This window comes from Rhizobium sp. RCC_161_2 (assembly GCF_041355235.1).
Taxonomy (GTDB): domain Bacteria; phylum Pseudomonadota; class Alphaproteobacteria; order Rhizobiales; family Rhizobiaceae; genus Rhizobium.
This window is the reverse complement of sequence record NZ_JBFUPL010000004.1, coordinates 519,250-539,926: the sequence shown is the minus strand read 5'-3', so window position 1 is coordinate 539,926 and position 20,677 is coordinate 519,250. Positions and strand designations below refer to the sequence as shown.

Below are 20,677 nucleotides of genomic sequence, written 5' to 3'. Positions count from 1 at the left end.
GCTGAAGGTCACTTCTGCGGGTGAAACTCTCGGCGCTGTCAAAGTTTGGGGAGGCGCTTTACTTGGTGCCAGCCGAGTCCGGCGGCGGAATGTCCGACTTCTGCTTGCACTCTTTCAACCAGACGTCATAGATCGGATGTTCCACAGCGTTGAGGCCAGGGCTATCGGCAAACATCCAGCCGGTGAAGATGCGGCGGATGCGGCGGTCGAGGGTGATCTCGTCCACTTCGACGAAGCCGTCGACCTTCTGCTGTTCGGTGTCATCGCGCGAATAGCAAGCCTTCGGCGTCACCTGCAGGGCGCCGAACTGCACGGTCTCGTTGACATAGACATCGAAGGTGGTGATGCGGCCGGTGATCTTGTCGAGGCCGGAGAACACGGCAACGGGATTGGAAATGCGGGCGGCTTCGGCGGCCGGTGGCAATAGGGCTCCTGCGGCGAGCGCAAGAACTGCTGCCGATATCGCACGCAAAGAAGCGCTCCGCGTGAAAAACGTCATATCCGCCAATCTCCGCTTGGTCTCGGTCAAAGCGCCGAGCACGAGCCGGCATCTTCTGCGCCTATAGGCCAATTGTGGCCAAAGGACGAGCCGGCTTCCTATGCTCAGTTGCCCGGCGTCCAGGCGTCATAGTCGCCGGTGACGCGCGGACGTTCGCCGGCAACGGCGAGCGAGCCCGGCGGACGATAGGCCTGCGGCGAACCGGTCGGATTGGCGCGATGCGAAATCTGCCATTCCTTGGCGACGTAATTGTCCTTGGTCGGCGGAACGTCTGTGCGGTGATGCATCCAGCCGTGCCAGCCCGGAGGAATGGCAGAAGCCTCTGCGTAACCCTTGTAGATCACCCAGCGCTTCGGAAGACCGTAGGACGACATACCGCCCTCGTAATAGACATTGCCAAATTCATCCTCGCCGACGCGCTTGCCGAACCGCCATGTCGCGAAGCGGGTGCCCATCGTCTGACCATTCCACCAAGTGAAGGTTTGCAGGAGTAAATTCCACATGTCTTTTCCTTGTGCCCGCAAAAAGGCGAGCGATACCAGAATTCGATCTCTCGCTTATGCCGCCACTAGACTTGCTTGTCCAGTGATTCCAGCGGGAAAAGCGGTCATTTCAAAGCCATCTTGAAGCCGAGATGGGTCGGTTTGAAACCCAATCTCTCATAGAAACGATGGGCATCCTTGCGCACGGCGTTCGATGTGAGCTGCACCAACCGCACACCGCGACTTTTTGCCTCGGCGATACAGAATTCGATCATCGCGGCGCCAATCCCCTGCCCGCGCAGATCACTGCGCGTCTGCACGGCTTCGATGATCATCGAGGACGAACCACGGGCATTGAGCGTCGTGGTGATCATCGCCTGGAAAGTGCCGACGACTTCGCCGGCCAGTTCGGCGGCATAGAGCGCCTGGTTGGACGAGGACTGGACGGTGCGGAAGGCACGGAGATAATCTTCATAGGCGGAGGGATCGGTGGTGTCACCATGGCCGCCGAGCGCGTCGGCGGCGAAGAGCGCGATCAAGGCGGGAAGGTCGGACTCACGAGCTTCGCGAATGATCAAATCGGCGCTGTTCATGATCGACCTGCCCAAGCTTTCAGTGGTTTTCGAGAGGCTTCTCGAATATCAGCGCCGGAATGCCCGATTGTTCATTCCCGCAGTTTTCCGTGCGGCCGACTTCGACAAAACCATGGGCCTTGTAGAAGGCAATCGCCGGCTCGTTTTGAGGATCGACTTCGAGCCGCATGATCTCGGCATCGGGGAAGCAGGTTTCCAGTTCAGCGAAGATGTCGCGGCCGATGCCCTGGCGCTGGCAGCGGGGGCTGACATAGAGCATGTAGAGCATGACGGTTTTCGTCAGCTCCGCCGACATGGCGGCATAGCCCATGCCGCCAATGTTTTTGCCATCGTCCGCGACCAGGAACTCGGAGTTCTTTCTGGCAAGCCGAGCCTTCAGGGATTGAAGAGAATGCCAGGAACCATGCAGCTCGCTGACCTTGTCTGCGCCATAGAGCCGGTCGTAGGTCGCATGCCAGGTTTCGCGCAACAGAGCGCGGACCTTCTCCAGATCCTGCTCGCCGGCGGTGCGGACGAAATACACTCGCCTATTCCTCTTCGATGCCGAGCTTAGCCTTGACGAGGGCCTGCACGGCCTGCGGATTGGCCTTGCCGCCGGTCGACTTCATCACCTGACCGACGAACCAGCCGGCAAGCGTCGGCTTGGCCTTGACCTTGGCGACCTGATCCGGATTGGCGGCGATGATCTCGTCGACGGCCTTTTCGATGGCGCCGGTGTCGGTGACCTGCTTCATGCCGCGCGCTTCAACGATCTCGGTGGGATCGCCGCCTTCGGTGAGCACGATCTCGAACAGATCCTTGGCGATCTTGCCGGAGATGGTTTCGGCCTTGATGAGGTCGATGATCGCGCCGAGCTGGGTGGGCGAAACCGGAGTCTCTTCAATGTCTTTGCCGGTTCTGTTCAAGGCACCCAACAAGTCGTTGATCACCCAGTTTGCAGCCATCTTGCCATCACGGCCAGCCGCAACGGTTTCGAAATAATCGGCAATTGCCTTTTCCGAGACCAGCACAGAGGCATCATAGATCGACAGGCCGAGGTCGCGCACGAAGCGCTCCTTCTTGTCGTCCGGCAGCTCCGGCAGATGCGCTGCAAGCTCCTTGACGAAGGCGTCGTCGAATTCGAGCGGCAACAGGTCCGGATCGGGAAAATAGCGATAATCATGCGCGTCTTCCTTGGAGCGCATGGAGCGGGTCTCACCCTTGTTCGGGTCGAACAGCCGGGTTTCCTGGTCGATGGAGCCACCGTCTTCGAGAATAGCGATCTGACGACGGGCTTCGTATTCGATCGCCTGGCCGATGAAGCGGATGGAGTTGACGTTCTTGATTTCGCAGCGCGTGCCGAACTCGCCGCCCGGACGGCGCACGGAGACGTTGACGTCGGCGCGCATCGAACCTTCGTCCATGTTGCCGTCGCAGGTGCCGAGATAGCGCACGATCGAACGCAGCTTGGTCATATAGGCCTTGGCCTCATCCGACGAGCGCATGTCCGGCTTGGAGACGATTTCCATCAGCGCCACGCCGGACCGGTTGAGGTCGACATAGGACATGGTGGCGTGCTGGTCGTGCAGCGACTTGCCGGCATCCTGCTCCAGATGCAGGCGCTCGATGCCAATCTCGATATCCTCAAACTGGCCCTGACGGTCGGGACCGAGCGAGATGACAATCTTGCCTTCGCCGACGATCGGATCCTTGAACTGCGAGATCTGATAGCCCTGCGGCAGGTCGGGATAGAAATAGTTCTTGCGGTCGAAGATCGAACGATTGTTAATCTGCGCCTTCAGGCCAAGACCGGTGCGCACGGCCTGCTTAACGCATTCCTCGTTGATGACGGGCAGCATGCCGGGCATGGCGGCGTCGACCAGCGAGACGTTGGAATTCTGCGGCTTGCCGAACTCGGTCGAAGCGCCGGAGAAGAGCTTGGATTTGCTCAACACCTGGGCATGGACTTCCATCCCGATAACAATCTCCCAATCGCCGGTGGCACCGGGAATGAAGCGCTTCGGATCTGGGGTACGGACGTCGACAAGGGTCATGGGAAGCTCTTGAAATGCTGTTCTTCTGAACTTTGTGAGGTAGAGCAATTGGCGAGGCGGCGCAAGACTTTCGGCACCGCGCGGATGCTATAAGCCCGAACCATATGTCCCGTCGCTGCTGTCGACCAGCGCCTTTGACAGGCCGACCGTCGGCACGTCACGATCGAGCTTCGGAGAATAGACGACAGAGAGCCAATGGATGGCATAGCCATGGGCCTTGAAGAAACCGATCGCCTCGCCGTTGTCGGCATGAGTCTGCAACGAGACCTTCTCCAGCCCCTGCTCCAGAACATCCTCTTCGATGCGCGCCAGCAACGCCGAACCGAGCCCCTGGCGCACATAGTCGGGATCGATCCAGAAATCGGAGATAGTCTCGTCCAGCGCCTCGCGCGCCGCCCAGCCGGCGACCTCCCCGTTCAGTTCAACGACGGTAATTGTCAACCAGACATCGCGGGTGAAATTCGAAAAGGCATCACTGGCGCCTTCCAGCATCGCCTCGGAGCCGCCGATCGAGCCCATGGCCTTCCGCCATGACCGCAGGCCGATATTGGTCAATATCTCCGTTTCGCCTTCACGCGCATTGCGAATATGGATCATCGATTCCCCGATGTTTGTGAGCAGTAAAACACCGGCTCGCGGCTTTTGCCAGCCATATGTGAGCAGGCGCACCATAGCGGCCCGTGCTCCACGAGAGTGCAACTTGACCGCCGACTGCAACCTGTTTTAAAAATGCAGCATCAATGGAGTTTTGATGTTCAACTCGTCTGAGTCCCGGTAAAGGCCCCGCCCGCAAGTCTTCTTGTGCGCTGGGCCAGAAAACGAAGCCCCGGCTTCCCTAAAGGGAGCGCCGGATGGTTTTGTTGCGCCTTATGGCGCTTTCCGGATCTTGAGAACCATGGACATTTCCCGCGCCGAACAGCGCATCCTGCATCTGCTCGCCCAGGGCGGGCGCATCGAAATCATTCGTTCCGAAACCAAGAAGATCGAGGCGGCGAGCTGCTTCACCCGCGACGGCTGGCTCTATCCCGGCTTCGACCTCACGCTCTTTCGCAAGCTCAAACACTTGAAGGCCATCAAGTCCTCCGGCGGGCATCCCTATCGGATTACCGAACGGGGACTGAGGCTGGTGAGGGCGCAGTTGGATAATCGATAGGGAAAACATGAGAGCCGCCTGGTCGGGGCGGCTCTTATCGATTGAGACTGCTCAAATAAGGAGGCGGATGGCGATCAGAATGTCCTGATGATGTCCGCCACGTGGTCGCCTCGACGATCACTCTCCTCCTGCACAGCATCGCGCCTTTCGTTCATTGCAGCGATTTGATCCTCGCTATCCGCCAGAGCCTTCAAATAGCGCTTCTTCAGATCGCTATTGTCAGGCACGGCGCCGATATTGCGTCTTACCCGCTCCTGCTCGTTGATGGTTTTCTCGATTTCGCTATCGAGGCTCGCCAGTTCGTTCTGGATGGCGACCTGCCTTTTGCGCGCGTCTGCAAGATTTGCGAGCTTGTCCGTGAGTGCCTTGTCCTGTGCCGAAGCCGACCACCCGAGCAGCATGTCCGGGTCAACATCTACCAGGGCGTAGCTGTTGCTCTGAAGTTGCTCGTCGACAGCGGTCAGCGTCTTTTCCGTAGCGGCCGGCACGACCACCTTGAGCCGCTGATGTGTTGCCGTCTTACCGAAGCTTTCGCCCGACGAAAATGACCAGCCATCCCTGATCGGGTGTTCGACGATGACGGTCCTTTCACCGTCAAGAGCGCCTGAAACGGTGTATGTTGTCGTCTGGCGATATTTAACGACTGCTTGCATCACGCCATCTGAGACCTTCAGAGAGGCAATCTCCTCCGTCGGCGTCTGCTGCTCGCTGATCGACACCTTTCGGTCGGTTGCGAAACTGGCGAGACGCGTATCACCCTTGGGCAGCGCGGATAGCTGGGAATCGCCGACATAGCCGATCTTGCTATCGTATAGCGTGAGAATTCCCGCTGGCATGCTGACACCTGCGGTGTTCTTGAGCATCACGGCAGCGATCGGATTGCGGAAGGAGCTGCCCGCCCGATACATGTCCACCATATCCGCATCCAGCTCCGCATCCACGATCGGCACCGACAAGGTGTCGCCATTTGCCAGATCGTAAGTCCCTGGAAGCTCAAAAGTGGCCGAGATATCGCTTTCGGTCGCAGCGGTCGGATTGGCTGCGGCCATTTGCATTGGCACTGTCGGTCTTTCGAGCTCGTCAGCCACGTACGCAGACGCCGCTGCCTTTCTGCGGACACCGCCCATCATGGCCTCGGCAGGCGCGGGCGCGGCTCGTCCCTCGACATCCGATGCCAGATGCTGCCTGTTGGAAAGGTCTCCACTATCGGGATCGGGGACATTGTTCGAAGCCGTGTCGACCGGCACCTCTTGCCGCTCTCTCCAGTAGAGCTGGTGCAGGCCCTGCTTCAGCGTCACCGGCTCGGCCGAAGTCAACGTCAGTTTTACGCCCTTCCAATCTTCGCCACTGGCGTTTTCCAGCACGGTCCATGCCTGCAAACGCGCTTTGCCATTTCCCTCGGTCACAACCTTGTAAGCCGTTTTCCAGATCGGAGACGGAATGACATAAGTGAGGCCGATATCACCACTGTTCTTCGCGCCGTTCACCTTGATATCGATGGTGCGGGTGCTGTCGTTCTTGCCACGAGCAATGGCTGCCGCCGCTTTGGCAAGCTTTGCTCTCATGCCGGCATCGTCAATCCGGACGGACGCATCCTCGCCAAGCTCCAGCGTCTCCACCGCGCCATCCTTGTCAAGAACAGTCAGCAAGTGAATTGGCGCATTCTCGCCAGCCTTCCTGATCTCGATCCCGAGAATGTCTCCCTCAACGGTTTTCCCACCGCTGGTTACCAATACCCTGGCGCCCTGTATTGAAGTCAGAAGCGACGGCACGGATGAGAGCGCCTCCGGCGTGAACGGCAGGCCCTTGAAGGTCTCCTGCAAAGGCTGCGGCCCTGCCAGCGAAATGCCCGCCACCGAGCCCTCGGTCCCATTGACCACAAGGCTCTTGAGCATGTCATCGACCTGATCGAGCGGCACCTCGAGTCGGGCCACGCCATCGCTATCGACTGCGGCCGATCGAGATACTTCGGCAAGACCGCCCGAGGACAAGGTAATGGCACGAATGGCCCCATTGTCGGCCGCCAGCGAAACCGCTGGGAATGCCACGCTGAGAAGCAGGATCGCCGTGACTTGCTTGAGCATGAAGAGACCTTCCGATTCGGTTGCAGATGATAGAGCCGAGTGGCTTACTGCAATTTATGATCGTATTTCGGTCTAAAATGTGATGGTGGCTGGGCGGAATATTGGCATGTGCAAAAGGGTCGTCCGGATTTCCGGACGGCCCTTCCTGTCAGTGGCATCAGATATCGCGAAGCTTGACGAGATCGTTCATCAAGCCGCTCGTGCCGTTGTGGATCGTCAGCCTATCCACCTTGCCGGCAATGGCTTCCAGAGCTTCAAGCTCCTTCAGCCGTAGCATGACCGGATGTTCCGCCATGACCTTGGCCGTGTTGAGCAACGAACGGGTGGCGTTCGTCTCCTCACGGCGGCGGATGACGTTGGCTTCCGCCTGCTTTTCGGCCGCAACCACCTGGTTCAGGATCTCACGCATATCGCCCGGCAAGATCACGTCCTTGAGCTCGATATCCGAGATCTCCACGCCGATCACCATCATGTCCTCGCGCACCTTTTCGGCCGCTTCGGCGTTGATGGAGACGCGGCGCTCCAGGATCTGGTCCAGCGTCATCGTGCCAAGCGTCCGGCGGAAAGCCAGTTGCAGCGCACGATAGAGCGCATCCGCGAAATCCTTGACGGAGCCGACGGCCTTGACCGGATCGACCACACGGTAATCCGCGGAGATGTTGACACGGATCGTCACGCGATCCTTGGTCAGGAGTTCCTGTCCGGCAACATCAAGCGACTGACGCTTCAGATCGACGATCTTGACCTGCAGAGCCTTGCCGACATTCCAGAAGGTATGCATGCCCGCATCAAGCATCCGCAGGTAGATGCCGTCGACGAACAACAGACCCACCTGCCCTTCGAGCACGGCGTAGCTCGAGATGAACTCGTGCTTCCGTGCCAGCCCGAGGCGGCGCGACAAGACCCGGTCAACGGAAAGCTCGTCTGCGGTATCGACGCGCATTTCCTTCCACGGACCCGATTCCTTCCAGACAACAAGCTTCTGGCTCGGACCAAGTGTGGCGTAAATTGCGCCATCGCGCTCAATAACGGCAACTTCGCCGACATCGGTACGGAACACGGTGAGATGATGCTCGGCAACCTCCGGGAGCTTTTCGAACAACGCCTTCTCGTAGACCGATGCGAACACCGGATTGGTCAGCTCGTAGCGGAAAACCTCAAGGCTGTTGCGTCGGTTCGGCAATACCTGCTGACCCGGCCCGAAAATGCCAAGGATCGTCCCCTTGTGCAGGGCGACCAGACGTTCGTTTTCCTTAACGAGGACGCGCTTGCGTCCCAAGATCTTATCGAGAAATGTCATCATTGTTCATACTCCTTCGGCATGCGCTACGTCATAGACCGATGTTCCTTTCGTGTTTCGTTCATGCGCCGATCATCGAAATCCGGAGACCGGTGGCAGCGACGACGGGCGGATTTGCGAGGAGCGGGTTGCGCAGTATCCCGGCGGCTTTGGAGGGCTTCCTCCTTGCTGGCCGGGGCACGGCGAAATCTTCAACGCCAATCGAGCCCATAATCCTGACGCTCGCTTTTCCATCCGGGCAATCCCTAGAGATTGCGTGGATATCCGAACTTGCGCATTCCGGTCCCCGGACCGTCATTGATAAATAGCTTTGCGGGCTGGTGCCGGCCTTTCGACCAGCAGTTGGAAAAGGATTCGAACCTTCGACAATCAGATTAGGAATCTGATGCTCTACCTAGCTGAGCTATCCATTTGGCCGGTGTAGCGGGATTCGAACCCACGACCTCCGGACGAACGTCCGGTGCTCTGCCACTGAGCTATACTCCAAAAGCCTTCCCGTCTCCCGACACGGCATTCGTATACAGAACGGCAAACCGCCTGCACGGGAGGAGTTTTGCAGCTCCAACCATCAACGCTCGCATCGGCACGACGACCGGGAAGGCGCGTATAGCTCCAGTTTAGAATCGCTTCAAGGTGGAGAAATAAGCGCGCACGCTTATGCGCGCGTGTTGTTGCAATTATAACACGACTTATTGATGTGCAACTTACTCTAGAATGACCACGCCGATTGCTTGATCGGCTGCGGTCACGAAAAAGCAGCGCTTACCACCACTTCGTAGGCGTGAACTTGCCGGCGGCCTGTTCGATGACATGCGCCGTCTTGAACAGCGTTTCTTCGTCGAACGGCTTGCCGATGAGCTGCAGGCCGAGCGGCAGGCCCTTGGAATCAAGGCCGGCGGGGACGGCGATTCCGGGGAGACCGGCCATGTTGACCGTCACCGTGAAGATGTCGTTGAGGTACATCTTGACCGGATCCGAAGCGAGGTCCTCGTCGGCGATGCCGAAGGCCGAGGATGGTGTGGCGGGCGTCAGGATGGCGTCGACGCCGGCGTGGAAGGCGAGTTCGAAGTCGCGCTTGATCAGCGTGCGAACCTTCTGGGCGCGCAGGTAATAGGCGTCGTAATAGCCGGCGGAGAGCACGTAGGTGCCGATCATGATGCGGCGCTTGACCTCGTTGCCGAAGCCGGCAGCGCGGGTCTTCTCGTACATGTCGGCAATATTCTCGCCATCGACGCGCAGGCCGTAACGAACGCCGTCATAACGGGCGAGGTTCGACGATGCCTCGGCGAGAGCGACGATGTAATAGGCCGGCAAGGCGTATTTGGTGTGCGGCAGCGAGATGTTGACGATCTCGGCGCCGGCATCCTTCAGCCAGGCGATGCCCTGCTGCCAGAGCGTTTCGATCTCGTCCGGCATGCCGCCGACGCGGTATTCGTTCGGAATGCCGATCTTCATGCCCTTCAGCGACTGGCCGAGCGAGGCTTCATAATCCGGCACCGGCAGATCGACCGAGGTCGTGTCCTTGGCGTCGACGCTTGCCATCGACTTCAGGAGGATGGCAGCGTCGCGGACATCGCGGGCGATCGGGCCGGCCTGGTCGAGCGACGAGGCGAAGGCGACGATGCCCCAGCGCGAGCAGCGGCCATAGGTCGGCTTGATGCCGACGGTGCCGGTGAAGGCGGCTGGCTGGCGGATGGAGCCGCCGGTGTCGGTGGCAGTCGCACCAGCACAGAGATGCGCGGCAACGGCCGCGGCCGAACCGCCCGAGGAACCGCCCGGAACGAGCTGCTGGTTGGAACCGTTAGCGCGCCAGGGGTTGATCACCGGGCCGTAATAGGAGCTCTCGTTGGAGGAGCCCATGGCGAACTCGTCCATGTTGAGCTTGCCGAGCATGACGGCACCGTCGTTCCAGAGGTTCTGGGTTACAGTCGATTCGTAGCGCGGCTCGAAACCGTCGAGAATATGGCTGCAGGCCTGGGTGTGGATGCCTTCGGTACCGAAGAGATCCTTGATGCCCAGCGGAATGCCTTCCAGCGCGCCGGCCTTGCCGGCGGCGAGACGCGCGTCGGAGGTCTTGGCCATGTCGCGCGCTTTTTCCGGCGTCACCTTGATATAGGCGTTGAGCTGATCATTGACCGCATCGATCGTCGAGAGATAGGCCTCGGTGAGTTCGGTGGCGGTGATATCCTTGGCGCGCAGCTTGTCGCGGGCTTCGGCAATGGTCAGGCTGGTCAGTTCGCTCATCTTGTTTCGCTTCAGATCTTTAAAAAGGGCAACGGGTCGGAACAGGCTCGAAGCGAGCCCTTATTCGACGACTTTGGGCACCAGGAAGAAATTCTGATCGGTGATCGGCGCATTGGCGACGATGTCGTCGGCCTTGCTGCCGTCGGTGACTTCGTCCGTCCGCTTCTTCATCGCCATCGGCGTAACCGAGGTCATGGCCTCGACGCCATCGACATTCACTTCGGAGAGTTGCTCGACGAAGCCCAGCATGCCATTCAGCTCGCCCACCATCCGCTGCGCTTCGTCTTCATTGACGGCAATGCGGGCAAGATGGGCGACGCGTTTTACAGTGGCAAGATCGACGGACATGGCATTCTCCGGATAGGATTTTTCCTATCGCTATAAAGGCCATGTCCGCCATACGCAACGGGTATCGTTATGCGGAAATGCTCTCGCCCGGCTTCGGCGCCGCGACAGCCGTCTTCGAACCTTCCAGGCCGGCGATGAACTTTTCCGGGGTCTGGTCGATGATCGGGAAGGTGCCGTAGTGGCAGGGAATGGCGGTCTTGAAGTTGAAGAAGCGCTGGCACGCGAGCGCGGCAACAGCGCCGCCCATGGTGAAGCGGTCGCCGATCGGCACGATGCCGATATCAGGCTGGTGCAGTTCGTTGATCAGGCCCATGTCGGAGAAGATGTCCGTATCACCCATGTGGAACAGCGAGGGCTCGTCGTCGAAATGCAGCATCAGGCCATTCGGATTGCCGAGCGCATGCGACACGCCGTCTTCGGTGATCTGGGCAGAGGAGTGCAGCGCGTTGGTGAAGGTCGCGGTGAAGCCGCCCAGCGAGACGGTGCCGCCGGTATTGCCCATTTCCAGCTTCTCGACACCCTTGCTGCCGAGCCAAGCGGCAAGATCGGCGTTGGCGAGAACGACGGCGCCGGTATCCTTGGCGATCTGAACGGTATCGCCGACATGGTCGCCATGGCCGTGCGTAAGCAGAATATGGGTGACGCCAGCCGTGGCCTCCTTGAGGTCGATCCCGGCGGCGGCAAAGGAGGAGTTATAGCTGAGGAACGGGTCGATAAGGATTTTAGCCTTGGCCGTTTCGAGACGGAAAGCGGAGTGGCCGAGCCAAGTGATCTTCATGGATTTCTCCTTAATGCTTGATTTGAAATGCAAGACTGGTGTTAGGACATATCCGAAACCGTCACAAAGAAAAGCAGCACGGACTTCACTTGTTTTGACGGGGAGACAAGAACATATGACTACACTGACCATCGAAGACCTTGCCGTGATGCTGCTGCCCGGACAGGCGATTGCCGGGCTCGATCTTGGCACCAAGACGATCGGCCTTGCCATGTCCGATCTCGGCCGCCGGTTCGCCACGCCGCGCCCGGTGATCAAGCGGGTGAAATTCACCCAGGACGCCCAGACGCTGCTTGCCTTCGCCGAGAAGGAAAAGGTCGCCGCCTTCGTCATCGGCCTGCCGATGAACATGGATGGATCGGCGGGGCCGCGTGTGCAGGCAACCCGCGCCTTCGTGCGCAGCATGGCCGACAAGACCGCCCTGCCCTTCGTCTACTGGGACGAGCGGTTGTCAACGGTCGCTGCCGAACGGGCGCTATTGGAAATGGACGTTTCGCGGGCCAAGCGGGCCGAGCGCATCGACTCAGCCGCCGCAAGCTTCATTCTTCAAGGAGCCTTGGACAGGCTCTCCGCTCTCGGCAGGCCCGCCTTTCCAGACCTCCATTCCTGACGGCGCTTCCACCACGCCAGGATCTCGGCGCGCTTGCGAAAGGCGAGGAGCGCGAAAACCAGCAGGGTGTCGAAGGCAATGGCGCGGGCCACCAGCGGCGGAATGCTCTCCGGCGGGATCCCGAGGATATTGCCGTAGATCTGGAAGACGAGGTCGTGCATCTGGCGCGTCAACATGTAAATGCCGAAGCTCATGTCGTAATACGACAGATAGTACCACGCCCCGAGGAACGAGACAGGCGCAGCCCAGAAGATCAGCACCCACTTCATGCGGTCCCCCTTCGACGCTGATATTGCGTCGTTCCAGTCGAAAGGACTAGCCAGTTCGTCAGTGCCATCGCGCTCAACACCAGCGCCGGCACGGTTATATCTAGTGTCAGAATGGCGAAGAACATCATCGCCGCGATGAGAAACGCGATTTTTGCGGGTCTGGACCCCATGGCTGCACGCTTATTGGTTAACAATCAGTCTGTGCACAGTGGCGAGTTAACCGATGCGGCGCAATGTAAACCAATTGTTAAGGTTAACGGCCGGGCGGGGCTGTGGATATCTCCCCCACGATCAGACCTTCAGCCGTAGACGCCGCGCACGATACGTCGCAGTGCCGTGGCCGCCTTCTCCCAATCCTTCGCTGTTTTCAGCGCAAGGCCGGCGCATTGATCACCGACGGCAGCAGAGAGAACAAGATGCTGTATGGCCGAAAAGATCAGCGCATTGACGGCGACGGCGTCGATCCCCTTCGGCGGGACCAGCGAGCCGCGCATGCGCTCGATCCAGCTGCCAAGCGCTCTCGAACGCGCTTCCGAAAGCCGGCGTACCTGCTCGCTATTCTCGGACACTTCCCAGGCGACGATGCGGCGCATCAGCGGATCGGCGCGTAACGCATCGAGGAAAAGCAAGGCCAGCCGTTCCATGAGGTCACCATAAGTCAGCAGGAACATGCCGCCGGTATCGTCGGGGATACGATCCTTCACCCAGCTTCCGAGATCCGTGCCGATCGCCTCCACCAGCCCGTCGAGGCCGCCGTAATAGCGGTAGATCAGTTGCTTGTCGCAGCCGGCGCCGCGGGCGACCGCGTTGATGCCGAAATTCTGAAACCCCTCTTCCGCCAGCAGCCGTTTGGCGGCATCCAGAATCGCCTGCTCGGTGGCGGCGCGATTGCGGATTCGCTTTTCCGGCTCAACGGGTGTTTCGATCGGTTTTTTCAGAACGGCGTTTGCGCTCGGCATCGTATCGGCTCCAGTCAGTCACCGACCGGTGAATAACAAACCAAGCACAAGCGAACAATGACGCGACGACCGTGGAGGTGTCTTAAACCCGGGAATCCACAGACTAGAGATATTGGCCGAACCAGACGGTCGTCGGCGAGGCAAGTTCCAGCGGCAACTCCACCTGAGTAAACCCGCGCGACGCCCAGAATCGAATCCCGCTATGATTGCCCGCGCTCGCACCGAGATGGACTCCTCTGACGCCCTTGTCGCGGGCGTTCGACAGCCATTTGTCGAGAAGAGCGCTGCCGATGCCCTGCCCCTGCGTGCGTGGCAGAAGGTTCATATGGATATGGGCGGGAAACCGGTCTGTGAGAAAGGCCGGCACTCGTTTCGGATGGTGGATCGCATAACTGCGCCGTTGATCCGCATTCCAGGTCGAAGGATTGCCCGATGGCTCCGGATAGCGCTCACGCAGCTCCGGCCACCATTCGCGCTCCAGCCTTTCCTCGAAAGCAACCGTGTCGAAGACGCCGGCGATATAACCGCAAACACCCTCCCCGTCCTTAGCAATAAAAACGGTCTGTGGGCTGAGGACCGCATAGGGCACAGAATAGATATGCCCAATCATCCGCCCATCGCGATGAAGTACCGTCGCATCCTTGCCGGCATCGCCTGTGACCAGGGATATGAGATAGAGCTGGTCGATGTCATCGGATTGGACGGGGCGGAGGTTGATCATGGGGGGCCTCTTCCATAGGTCTTGGAATTATGCGGGCAGACGGATCGATCAGGGCCTATAAGCCCTTTCAGAGATGGCGGCTCACGTCCATTCGCTGATGCAATATACGAATGACGGCAATCTCCGTATCCTGCTGTCGATAATAGATCACATGGGACCCGGTGACGTATTTGAAATAGCCCTCGCGAATGTCAGCATAACGACCAACCTTGAGACCAGACGCAAGGCCCTCAAAAGCATCGAGGATACCGGCATGGTAGGTCTCCGCCTGCTTTACCGACCAGTTTTCAGCAGTGTAGCGCCAGATCTCCTCAAGATCCGCCTCTGCAAGAGGTGATAAGGCGTACCGGCCCGACTTACTCGCCATATGCAGCGCGCATCCGCTTCAGGAATGCGGCATTGTCGAATGGAGTAGGCTTCCCGGACTCTTCTCCGGCGATCAATGCGCCCTGAAGAGCCTTGACCTTGGCTTCGTGCTCTTCCAGCAAACGCAACCCTGCCCGAACGACATCGCTGGCGGAACCATATCGGCCCGTCTGCACTTGAGCATCGATGAAGGTATTGAAGTGGTCACCAAGCGAAACAGATGTGTTACGGGCCATGAGCAGCTCCCTTGCTGATACCATTATATAATAATTATTGGTATCACATCAACTGACGCCGCCGCAGACCCGCGGCGTCAGCGGAACGACGCCTCAAGTCGCAGGCGGATAGAGCAGATCGACGATGTAGCTCGCATCGAATCGCGCATCGAGCATGCCGTAGGTCGAGCGCCAGCCGCCGGCCAGGCGGGTTTCGATGAAGGCGTCGGCGATCTTGCCTGCACCCAGTCGATAAAGCTCAGCGGCACCGGCGGCGAGCGCCATCTGCTCGATCAGCAGGCGGGCAGCGCCCTCGTCCTGTTCGCACAGCGCCATGGCGGCGCGGAGCACGTCGATGGTCTTCTTGCCGGCCGGGCCGAGATCGCGGGCGAGACCGGCGAAGACGGTTTCGAACAGGTCCCTGCCCCGGTTCAGCACGCGAAGCACGTCGAGCGCCATGACATTGCCGGAGCCTTCCCAGATCGCATTGACCGGCGCCTCGCGGTAATGCCGGGCGATCGGGCGTTCCTCGATATAGCCACTGCCGCCGATGCACTCCATCGCCTCGTAGATCAGCGCAGGCGCAATCTTGCAGCACCAGTATTTGGCGACCGGCGTCATGACGCGGGCATAGGCGGCATCTTCGCTGCTGCTGCTGGCCTTGTCGAAGGATTCCGCCAGGCGGAAGGCGAGCGCGGTCGCGGCCGCGACATCGAGCGCCATGTCGGCGAGCACGCGCGTCATGATCGGCTGCTGGACCAGCGTCTTGCCGAAGACGCTGCGGCCGCGCGTATGGTGCACGGCCTCGGCGAGCGAAGCACGCATGATGCCGGCAGAAGCCAGCGCGCAATCGAGCCGCGTCAGCGTCACCATGTCAAGAATGGTGCGGATGCCGCCATCGGGCGCACCGAGCAGGAAGCCGAAAGTGTCGCTGAACTCGACTTCGGAAGAGGCGTTAGAGCGATTGCCGAGCTTGTCCTTCAGCCGCTGGAATTGCAGGCCGTTGGCGGAGCCGTCTTCAAGCAGGCGCGGCACCAGGAAGCAACCCATGCCGTCCTTGGTTTGCGCCAGCATAATGAAGGCGTCGCTCATCGGCGCCGACATGAACCATTTGTGGCCGGAGAGCCGATAGATGCCGTCGCTGACCTTGTCTGCGGTCGTCCTGTTGGCGCGCACATCCGTGCCGCCCTGCTTTTCTGTCATGCCCATGCCGATGGTGACGGCGGACTTCTGCATGGCCGGCTTGTTGGACGAATCATATTTGCGCGACAGGACCTTCGGCGCCCAATCCTTCTGGACAGCCGGCGACGCCATCATCGCCGCGACAGAGGCACTGGTCATGGTGAGCGGGCAGAGATGGCCGCATTCGAGCTGCGCCGTCAGATAGAAGCGCGCGGCGCGAACCTTGTGCGACTGGCCTTTCGCGTCTGGATCGGCCTGGGCATCCCAGATCGAGGAATGCAGGCCCGCCGACATCGAGCGACGCATCAGCGCATGCCAGGCTGGATGGAATTCGACCACGTCCAGACGCTCGCCGCGCGGGCCGTGGGTGCGCAATTGCGGCGTGCCCTGGTTTGCCATGCGCGCCAGTTCCTGCGCCTCATGCGAGGTGACGTAGCGGCCCAGCTGCTCCAGGTCTTCACGCGTGGAGCGCGGCAGGGTGGAGGTCAGATCGACGATCAGCGGATCGGAACGATAGGCATTGATGCCGGACCACAGGCTCGGTTGGTTCAGTTCGGCAAATGTATCGTCATTCCGGGTCGATTGGGTCATATTTCGCTTTTAGAGCAAGAGGATTGCAAAAGGAAACCTGAAGTTTCGGCTTTCGAGATTAGCGCTGTAACGAGATTCGAATCAAATTGCATGGGGAACAAATGCGCTTATCCAAAGCCCGCGCTTGCCCCTGGGGCGCTCCCTCTTTATAGACCCCCTGACGAAATTCAGAGGGCAGCTTCATGGTCTTCTTTCCCCACCGCCATCTCATCGGCATCAAGGGCCTCACCGAACAAGATATCACCTATCTTCTCGACAAGGCCGACGAGGCGGTGAAGATCAGCCGTCAGCGCGAAAAGAAGACATCGACGCTTCGCGGGCTGACGCAGATCAATCTCTTTTTTGAGGCATCGACCCGCACGCAAGCCTCTTTCGAGCTGGCCGGCAAACGGCTTGGTGCCGACGTGATGAACATGTCGGTCGGCAACTCCTCGGTGAAAAAGGGCGAGACGCTCATCGACACGGCGATGACGCTAAACGCCATGCGCCCTGACGTGCTGGTCATCCGCCATTCCAGCGCCGGCGCCGCAGCACTGCTGGCGCAGAAGGTCTCCTGCTCGGTGGTCAACGCCGGCGACGGCCAGCACGAGCATCCGACACAGGCGCTGCTCGACGCGCTGACAATCCGCCGCGCCAAGGGCAAGCTGTCGCGAATCATCGTCGCCATCTGCGGCGACGTGCTGCATTCGCGCGTTGCCCGCTCCAACATTCTGCTGCTGAACGCCATGGGCGCACGCGTCCGGGTCGTCGCGCCCGCAACGCTCCTGCCCGCTGGGATCGCGGATATGGGTGTCGAAGTCTTCCACTCGATGAAGGAAGGGCTGAAGGACGCCGACGTAGTGATGATGCTGCGCTTGCAGCGCGAGCGCATGTCCGGCGCCTTCGTACCGTCCGTGCGCGAATATTATCATTTCTACGGTCTCGACGCCGAGACGTTGAAGGCGGCCAAGGAGGATGCGCTGGTCATGCATCCCGGTCCGATGAACCGTGGCGTCGAGATTGCCTCGGAAGTCGCCGACGGCCCGCAGAGCGTCATCGCCGAACAGGTGGAAATGGGCGTCGCGGTGCGTATGGCGGTCATGGAGACGCTGCTGGTCTCGCAGAACCAGGGGCCGCGCACCGAGGGAGCTGGCGCATGAGCAACTCGATCGTCCTCCAGAACGTTCGCATCATCGACCCCTCGCGCAATCTCGACGAGGTCGGCACGATCATCGTCGAAAACGGCCTCATCGTCTCCGCCGGCAAGGATGCGAAGGGCAAAGCTGCGCCGAAGGGTGCCGAGGTGCGCGATTGCACCGGTCTCGTCGCCGTCCCCGGCCTTGTGGACGCCCGCGTCCATGTCGGCGAGCCCGGCGGCGAGCATCGCGAGACCATCGCTTCGGCAAGCCGCGCGGCAGCGGCCGGCGGCGTGACTTCCTTTATTATGATGCCGGACACCGATCCGATCATCGACGACATCGCGCTGGTCGAATTCGTCAAGAAGACGGCGCGCGACACGGCTGTCGTCAATGTCTATCCGGCAGCGGCACTCACCAAGGGTCTCGCCGGCGAGGAAATGACGGAAGTGGGGCTCCTGCGCGAAGCCGGCGCCGTCGTCTTTACCGACGCGCATTCCGGCGTCCACGACACGCAGGTTCTGCGTCGGATCATGACCTATGCGCGCGAATTCGGCGCCGTCATCTCCTGCGAGACCCGCGACAAATATCTCGGCGCCAACGGTGTCATGCATGAGGGACTGTTTGCCAGCTGGCTCGGTCTTTCCGGCATTCCGAAGGAAGCCGAACTCATTCCGCTCGAGCGTGATCTGAGGATCGCCGCCCTGACGCGCAGCCATTACCACGCGGCGATGATCTCGGTGCCGGAATCGGCGGAGGCCATCCTCCTCGCCCGCTCGCGCGGCGCAAAGGTTACTTGCGGCATCTCGATCAACAATCTGGCGCTGAACGAAAACGACATCGGCGAATACCGCACCTTCTTCAAGCTTTACCCGCCGCTGCGTTCCGAAGACGACCGTACGGCGATGATCGAAGCGCTGGCGGACGGCACTATCGACATCATCGTCTCTTCGCATGATCCGCAGGACGTGGATACGAAACGTCTGCCGTTCGGCGAGGCGGAAGATGGCGCGGTCGGGCTGGAGACGCTGCTTGCCGCAGCACTTCGCCTGCATCATAGCGGCCAGGTCAGCCTGATGCGGCTGATCGACGCCCTGTCGACGCGGCCGGCGCAGATCTTCGGCCTCGACGCCGGCACGCTGAAGCCGGGCGCGAAGGCGGATATTGCGCTGATCGATCTCGACGAGCCTTGGCTTGTCGCCAAAGACATGCTTCTGTCGCGCTCGAAAAATACACCGTTCGAAGACGCGAGAATGAGCGGCCGGGCCGTTGCGACCTATGTCGCGGGCAAGCTGGTTCACAGTCTGTAGGCAAAGCTGAGGCTTATGGAGAATAAGACGTGATGGCGGAATTCTGGACATGGCAGCTCTCCCCGCAGACTGCGCTCGCAGCAGCCATTATCGGCTACCTGCTCGGCTCCATCCCTTTCGGTCTGGTCCTGACGCGCATGGCAGGCCTCGGCGATGTCCGCAATATCGGCTCGGGCAATATCGGCGCAACGAACGTGCTGCGTACCGGCAACAAAAGCCTGGCGGCGGCAACACTCCTGCTCGATGCCTTCAAAGGCACGGCGGCCGTGCTGGTCGTCTGGCATTTCTTCGGTGAAGACGCGGCCATACTTGCCGGTTTTGCCGCCTTCATCGGCCATATCTTCCCGGTTTGGATCGGCTTCAAGGGCGGTAAGGGCGTTGCGACCTACCTGGGCATTTTGCTCGGTCTCGCGCCATTCATGGCATTGATCTTCGCCATCATCTGGCTGGTCATCGCCTTCACCACCCGCTATTCCTCTCTTTCCGCGCTGGTTGCAACCCTTGTCATTCCGGTTGCATTGTGGATACTGGGCGCCGATAAGATCGCCGCCGTCATGGCGCTGATGACCGTCATCTCCTGGTACAAGCACCGGGCCAATATCGTCCGGCTGACTGCCGGCACGGAAACCAAGATCGGAGCGAAGGGGTAATGGTCGCAGGCAGCGCAGGACGAACCGGAATTGCGCTGACGGAAAAACAAAGGATCGCCTGGCTCAGGCTCATCCGCTCCGACAATGTCGGCCCCTCGACCTTTCGCGATCTCATCCAACATTATGGCTCCGCCGAAGCCGCGCTCGCCGCATTGCCCGACCTGTCGCAACGAGGCGGCGCGACGCGGGTGATACGTATCGCCAGCGAGCAGGACGCGCTGCGTGAGCTGGAGGCGGTGCACCGCTTCGGCGCCCGCTTTGTCGGCATCGGTGAACCGGGCTATCCGCAGGCACTGAAAGAGATCGACGGCGCGCCGCCGCTTCTGACAGTAAAAGGCAATCTATCCACGGCGGTTCCGCCGGCCATCGGCATCGTCGGCTCGCGCAACGCCTCGATCAGCGGCGCCAAATTCGCGGCAATGATTGCCCGTGCCTGTGGCCAGGCCGGCTATGCCGTCATCTCGGGCCTTGCCCGTGGCATCGATACGGCCGCACACCGCGCCAGCCTTCAGACCGGCACCATCGCCGCCATGGCCGGTGGGCTCGACCAGCCCTACCCGCCCGAAAATGTCAGCCTGCTGAATGAAATATGGGACGGCAACGGCCTTGCCGTCAGCGAGATGCCGTTCGGCTGGGAGCCCCGCGCACGCGATTTTCCGCGCCGCAATCGGCTGATTGCAGGCATTTCCCTCGGCCTCGTCGTCGTCGAGGCGGCGACGCGCTCCGGCTCGCTGATCACCGCGCGCCTTGCCGGCGAATTCGGCCGGCTGGTCTTTGCCGTTCCCGGCTCGCCGCTCGATCCACGTTGCGAGGGCACTAATGGCTTGCTGAAGGACGGCGCGATCATCGTCACTCGTCCCGATGATATCGTCGAGGCGCTACGGCCACTAGCCGAACCCGACCTCTTCCGTCCGCAGCTTGCCGAGGCTCCGGTCGAAAAGAACGACAAGCCGCTGTCACCGCCACCCGACGATACCGACCGCGACCAGATCGTCGACGCGCTCGGACCGACGCCGGTGGAGATCGATGATATTATCCGCCACACCGGCCTGTCGGTGTCCTCGGTCCACTCCGTGCTGCTCGAACTGGATATGGCCGGCCGGCTGCACAGGCATCCCGGTGGGCTGGTGTCGATCTCAATGCTGGATTGAAAGCACGATGGATCATCCCGATAT

General features: G+C 60.4%; 23 protein-coding genes and 1 tRNA gene. 6 read left to right on the top strand and 18 right to left on the bottom strand.

The genetic code is table 11. The features are described 5' to 3' along the window. Positions 1 to 58: 58 nt before the first annotated feature. The 6 genes from AB6803_RS14325 to AB6803_RS14300 all read right to left on the bottom strand — a co-directional run bounded on the left by AB6803_RS14325 (position 59) and on the right by AB6803_RS14300 (position 4,204). Positions 59 to 499: a DUF2155 domain-containing protein gene (locus AB6803_RS14325; protein WP_371109496.1), complete on the bottom strand. Its 441-nt coding sequence runs from the start codon at positions 497 to 499 to the stop codon at positions 59 to 61. Between the two features lie 104 nt (positions 500 to 603). After that, positions 604 to 1,002 (bottom strand): NADH:ubiquinone oxidoreductase subunit NDUFA12, encoded by a 399-nt coding sequence (locus AB6803_RS14320; RefSeq protein ID WP_371109495.1) that lies wholly within the window; start codon positions 1,000 to 1,002, stop codon positions 604 to 606. 104 nt (positions 1,003 to 1,106) lie between these two features. Further along, positions 1,107 to 1,574 carry an N-acetyltransferase family protein gene (locus AB6803_RS14315; protein ID WP_371109494.1) on the bottom strand — a complete coding sequence of 156 codons (468 nt, stop codon included), beginning with the start codon at positions 1,572 to 1,574 and terminating at the stop codon, positions 1,107 to 1,109. A gap of 19 nt (positions 1,575 to 1,593) precedes the next feature. Continuing rightward, complete coding sequence (locus AB6803_RS14310) at positions 1,594 to 2,097, bottom strand: N-acetyltransferase family protein (protein ID WP_371109493.1); 504 nt, start codon at positions 2,095 to 2,097, stop codon at positions 1,594 to 1,596. A 4-nt stretch (positions 2,098 to 2,101) separates the two neighbouring features. Continuing rightward, the gene (gene gatB / locus AB6803_RS14305; protein ID WP_371109492.1) at positions 2,102 to 3,607 is read right to left on the bottom strand and encodes an Asp-tRNA(Asn)/Glu-tRNA(Gln) amidotransferase subunit GatB; all 1,506 of its coding nucleotides are present in this window, start codon (positions 3,605 to 3,607) and stop codon (positions 2,102 to 2,104) included. An 87-nt stretch (positions 3,608 to 3,694) separates the two neighbouring features. Further along, on the bottom strand, positions 3,695 to 4,204 hold the full coding sequence (locus AB6803_RS14300; RefSeq protein ID WP_371109491.1) for a GNAT family N-acetyltransferase: 510 nt from the start codon (positions 4,202 to 4,204) through the stop codon (positions 3,695 to 3,697). A gap of 298 nt (positions 4,205 to 4,502) precedes the next feature. On the opposite strand from AB6803_RS14300, the gene AB6803_RS14295 reads away from it, so the two are divergent. Then, the gene (locus AB6803_RS14295) at positions 4,503 to 4,760 is read left to right on the top strand and encodes a YjhX family toxin (RefSeq protein ID WP_012651247.1); all 258 of its coding nucleotides are present in this window, start codon (positions 4,503 to 4,505) and stop codon (positions 4,758 to 4,760) included. A 74-nt stretch (positions 4,761 to 4,834) separates the two neighbouring features. On the opposite strand, the gene AB6803_RS14290 is transcribed toward AB6803_RS14295, so the two are convergent. The 6 genes from AB6803_RS14290 to AB6803_RS14265 all read right to left on the bottom strand — a co-directional run bounded on the left by AB6803_RS14290 (position 4,835) and on the right by AB6803_RS14265 (position 11,514). Then, a complete protein-coding gene (locus AB6803_RS14290; protein WP_371109490.1) occupies positions 4,835 to 6,844 on the bottom strand; it encodes a DUF4139 domain-containing protein in 2,010 nt (669 codons plus the stop codon). A gap of 157 nt (positions 6,845 to 7,001) precedes the next feature. Continuing rightward, on the bottom strand, positions 7,002 to 8,144 hold the full coding sequence (locus tag AB6803_RS14285; protein WP_371109530.1) for a slipin family protein: 1,143 nt from the start codon (positions 8,142 to 8,144) through the stop codon (positions 7,002 to 7,004). A gap of 343 nt (positions 8,145 to 8,487) precedes the next feature. Beyond that, a tRNA-Arg gene (locus tag AB6803_RS14280) sits at positions 8,488 to 8,557 on the bottom strand. A gap of 349 nt (positions 8,558 to 8,906) precedes the next feature. Beyond that, positions 8,907 to 10,388: an Asp-tRNA(Asn)/Glu-tRNA(Gln) amidotransferase subunit GatA gene (gatA, locus tag AB6803_RS14275; RefSeq protein ID WP_371109489.1), complete on the bottom strand. Its 1,482-nt coding sequence runs from the start codon at positions 10,386 to 10,388 to the stop codon at positions 8,907 to 8,909. Positions 10,389 to 10,448: 60 nt separating this feature from the next. Next, a complete protein-coding gene (gene gatC / locus AB6803_RS14270) occupies positions 10,449 to 10,736 on the bottom strand; it encodes an Asp-tRNA(Asn)/Glu-tRNA(Gln) amidotransferase subunit GatC (protein ID WP_371109488.1) in 288 nt (95 codons plus the stop codon). 67 nt (positions 10,737 to 10,803) lie between these two features. Further along, on the bottom strand, positions 10,804 to 11,514 hold the full coding sequence (locus AB6803_RS14265; RefSeq protein ID WP_034518669.1) for a metal-dependent hydrolase: 711 nt from the start codon (positions 11,512 to 11,514) through the stop codon (positions 10,804 to 10,806). Between the two features lie 115 nt (positions 11,515 to 11,629). Here AB6803_RS14265 and ruvX point away from each other — a divergent pair, with 115 nt between their 5' ends. Then, positions 11,630 to 12,124: a Holliday junction resolvase RuvX gene (gene ruvX, locus AB6803_RS14260; protein ID WP_371109487.1), complete on the top strand. Its 495-nt coding sequence runs from the start codon at positions 11,630 to 11,632 to the stop codon at positions 12,122 to 12,124. Here ruvX and AB6803_RS14255 read toward each other — a convergent pair. The 6 genes from AB6803_RS14255 to AB6803_RS14230 form a co-directional block, all read right to left on the bottom strand. Continuing rightward, on the bottom strand, positions 12,061 to 12,393 hold the full coding sequence (locus tag AB6803_RS14255) for a DUF6105 family protein (RefSeq protein WP_371109486.1): 333 nt from the start codon (positions 12,391 to 12,393) through the stop codon (positions 12,061 to 12,063). The two genes, ruvX and AB6803_RS14255, sit on opposite strands and share 64 nt — an antisense overlap. Positions 12,394 to 12,692: 299 nt before the next feature. Next, positions 12,693 to 13,352: a TetR/AcrR family transcriptional regulator gene (locus tag AB6803_RS14250; protein ID WP_371109485.1), complete on the bottom strand. Its 660-nt coding sequence runs from the start codon at positions 13,350 to 13,352 to the stop codon at positions 12,693 to 12,695. 103 nt (positions 13,353 to 13,455) lie between these two features. Further along, a complete protein-coding gene (locus AB6803_RS14245; RefSeq protein WP_371109484.1) occupies positions 13,456 to 14,073 on the bottom strand; it encodes a GNAT family N-acetyltransferase in 618 nt (205 codons plus the stop codon). A gap of 67 nt (positions 14,074 to 14,140) precedes the next feature. Next, positions 14,141 to 14,440, bottom strand: a complete 300-nt coding sequence (locus tag AB6803_RS14240) for a type II toxin-antitoxin system RelE/ParE family toxin (RefSeq protein ID WP_371109483.1) — start codon at positions 14,438 to 14,440, stop codon at positions 14,141 to 14,143. Then, on the bottom strand, positions 14,430 to 14,675 hold the full coding sequence (locus AB6803_RS14235; protein WP_371109482.1) for a type II toxin-antitoxin system ParD family antitoxin: 246 nt from the start codon (positions 14,673 to 14,675) through the stop codon (positions 14,430 to 14,432). Before AB6803_RS14235 ends, AB6803_RS14240 begins: the two co-directional genes overlap by 11 nt. A gap of 93 nt (positions 14,676 to 14,768) precedes the next feature. Continuing rightward, complete coding sequence (locus AB6803_RS14230) at positions 14,769 to 16,427, bottom strand: acyl-CoA dehydrogenase family protein (protein ID WP_371109481.1); 1,659 nt, start codon at positions 16,425 to 16,427, stop codon at positions 14,769 to 14,771. A 182-nt stretch (positions 16,428 to 16,609) separates the two neighbouring features. Between AB6803_RS14230 and AB6803_RS14225 the strand changes: the two genes are divergently transcribed. The 4 genes from AB6803_RS14225 to dprA are packed head-to-tail and all read left to right on the top strand — an operon-like array spanning position 16,610 to position 20,653. Further along, complete coding sequence (locus AB6803_RS14225; RefSeq protein WP_007692028.1) at positions 16,610 to 17,566, top strand: aspartate carbamoyltransferase catalytic subunit; 957 nt, start codon at positions 16,610 to 16,612, stop codon at positions 17,564 to 17,566. Next, positions 17,563 to 18,852, top strand: coding sequence for a dihydroorotase (locus tag AB6803_RS14220; protein ID WP_371109480.1), 1,290 nt, complete (start codon positions 17,563 to 17,565; stop codon positions 18,850 to 18,852). The genes AB6803_RS14225 and AB6803_RS14220 overlap by 4 nt, the downstream gene beginning before the upstream one ends. Before the next feature lie 32 nt (positions 18,853 to 18,884). After that, on the top strand, positions 18,885 to 19,502 hold the full coding sequence (gene plsY, locus AB6803_RS14215) for a glycerol-3-phosphate 1-O-acyltransferase PlsY (protein ID WP_371109479.1): 618 nt from the start codon (positions 18,885 to 18,887) through the stop codon (positions 19,500 to 19,502). After that, on the top strand, positions 19,502 to 20,653 hold the full coding sequence (dprA, locus tag AB6803_RS14210) for a DNA-processing protein DprA (RefSeq protein ID WP_371109478.1): 1,152 nt from the start codon (positions 19,502 to 19,504) through the stop codon (positions 20,651 to 20,653). Before plsY ends, dprA begins: the two co-directional genes overlap by 1 nt. The last annotated feature ends 24 nt before the right edge of the window (positions 20,654 to 20,677 follow it).